This window comes from Bradyrhizobium sp. SRS-191 (assembly GCF_024586915.1).
Lineage (GTDB): Bacteria > Pseudomonadota > Alphaproteobacteria > Rhizobiales > Xanthobacteraceae > Bradyrhizobium.
The window spans coordinates 1-1,539 of record NZ_JANBVS010000075.1 but is presented as its reverse complement, the minus strand read 5'-3'; the positions used below and the strand labels follow the sequence as shown (position 1 = coordinate 1,539).

At 64.7% G+C, this 1,539-nt stretch carries 2 protein-coding genes; both read left to right on the top strand.

The genetic code is table 11. The annotated features are described in order from the left end of the window. The coding region (locus NLR35_RS34085; RefSeq protein ID WP_257170917.1) for a VOC family protein at positions 1-374 on the top strand (374 nt) is incomplete at its 5' end. Positions 375-777: 403 nt separating this feature from the next. Continuing rightward, positions 778-1,416, top strand: coding sequence for a glutathione S-transferase family protein (locus NLR35_RS34080; RefSeq protein ID WP_257170916.1), 639 nt, complete (start codon positions 778-780; stop codon positions 1,414-1,416). Positions 1,417-1,539 lie beyond the last annotated feature (123 nt).

Sequence of the window (1,539 nt, the reverse complement as noted above, 5' to 3'; positions counted from 1 at the left end):
CGGAGGTGCGTCGGATCGAGAACGACAAGGGGCGCTTCACGCTGGTGTTCCTGTGCTCGGCGGACGATCTCGAGGCGCTGAAGAAGCAGCCCGCCAGCCGCGGCGCGCCGCTGGTCGAGCTGACCTACAATTGGGACGAGGAGAAATACGGCGAGGATCGCTTCTTCGGCCATCTCGCCTATGAGGTCGACGACATCTACGAGACCTGCGCGAAGCTGCAAAAGGCCGGCGTCACCATCAACCGGCCGCCGCGCGACGGCAACATGGCCTTCGTGCGGTCGCCGGACCTGCACTCGATCGAGCTGTTGCAGAAGGGCGACCCGAAGCCGCCGCAGGAGCCGTGGGCCTCGATGCCCAATACCGGCCATTGGTAAGCTCACGCCACAGGAACCAGCCCCCGTCCGGCGCGTTCACTCCCCGACACTACGATCGAGGAGGACGTTATGGGACGAGGAATCTTGCTGTGGCTGCTGGGCGTGCCGATCCCGGTGATCATTCTGTTGTGGCTGTTCTTCGGGCGCTGAGACCCGCACGAACGCGCCTGCGTTTATCTGTATGAACACACTTGCGATAGCTCCGCCCCTCGGCGGAGCTTTTTGCATGCGCGGCGCGCGGCAATCGCACCTCGCCGTCGCCAGAAAATTTCGTTATCACCCGCAGACCGCGTAGCCCGGATGAGCGAAGCGATATCCGGGAACGCTGCCAATAAGGCACCCCGGATATCGCTTCGCTCATCCGGGCTACGGGCTACGACAAAAACGCCGCGGGAGACACCACATGCCGGACACCACACTGACGATCTGGGGCCGTGCCAATTCGGTCAACGTGCAGAAGGTGCTGTGGTGTCTGGCCGAACTCCACCTGCCGTTCGAGCGCATCGATGCCGGCATGCAATACGGCAAGACCCGCGAGGCCGATTATCTCGCGATGAATCCCAATGCGCGGATCCCGACGCTGGTCGAGGGCGATTTCGTGTTGTGGGAGTCGAATTCGATCATGCGTTATCTGTGCCTGGCGCATGGGCGCGGCACGCCGATCTATCCGGAGGCGCCTAAGAAGCGCGCCGGCATCGATCGCTGGCTCGACTGGACGCTGTCGACGGTGCAGCCGGTCGACCGCCCGGTGTTCTGGGGCATCGTGCGGACACCGCCGGCCGAGCGCGACATGGTCCAGGTGCAGAAGAATGCCGATGCCGCCGCGGAGGTCTGGGCCATCGCCGACCGGCTGCTTTCGAGCCGGCCGTTCATGGAAGGTGATGCGTTCACGCTCGCCGATCTCGCGCTGGGCTGCTACGCGCGGCGCTGGCTCGGGGTCGAAGGCATCACCCGTCCGGCCCAGCCGCACCTCGCGCGATGGCTCGGCGACGTCAGTCAGCGCGCCGGATTTGCGCGGTTTGTCGCACCCCCGATGTCGTGAGCCGGTGACGCGGCCCAAGCCGATTTGATCTCACGATGAATCGCGTTTTCGGCGCAGCGCGGTCCGCGGCGCGGCCTCACTTGACGGCTACTGTGCATGGGGTTGTTTTCTCAGGTTTCGGTC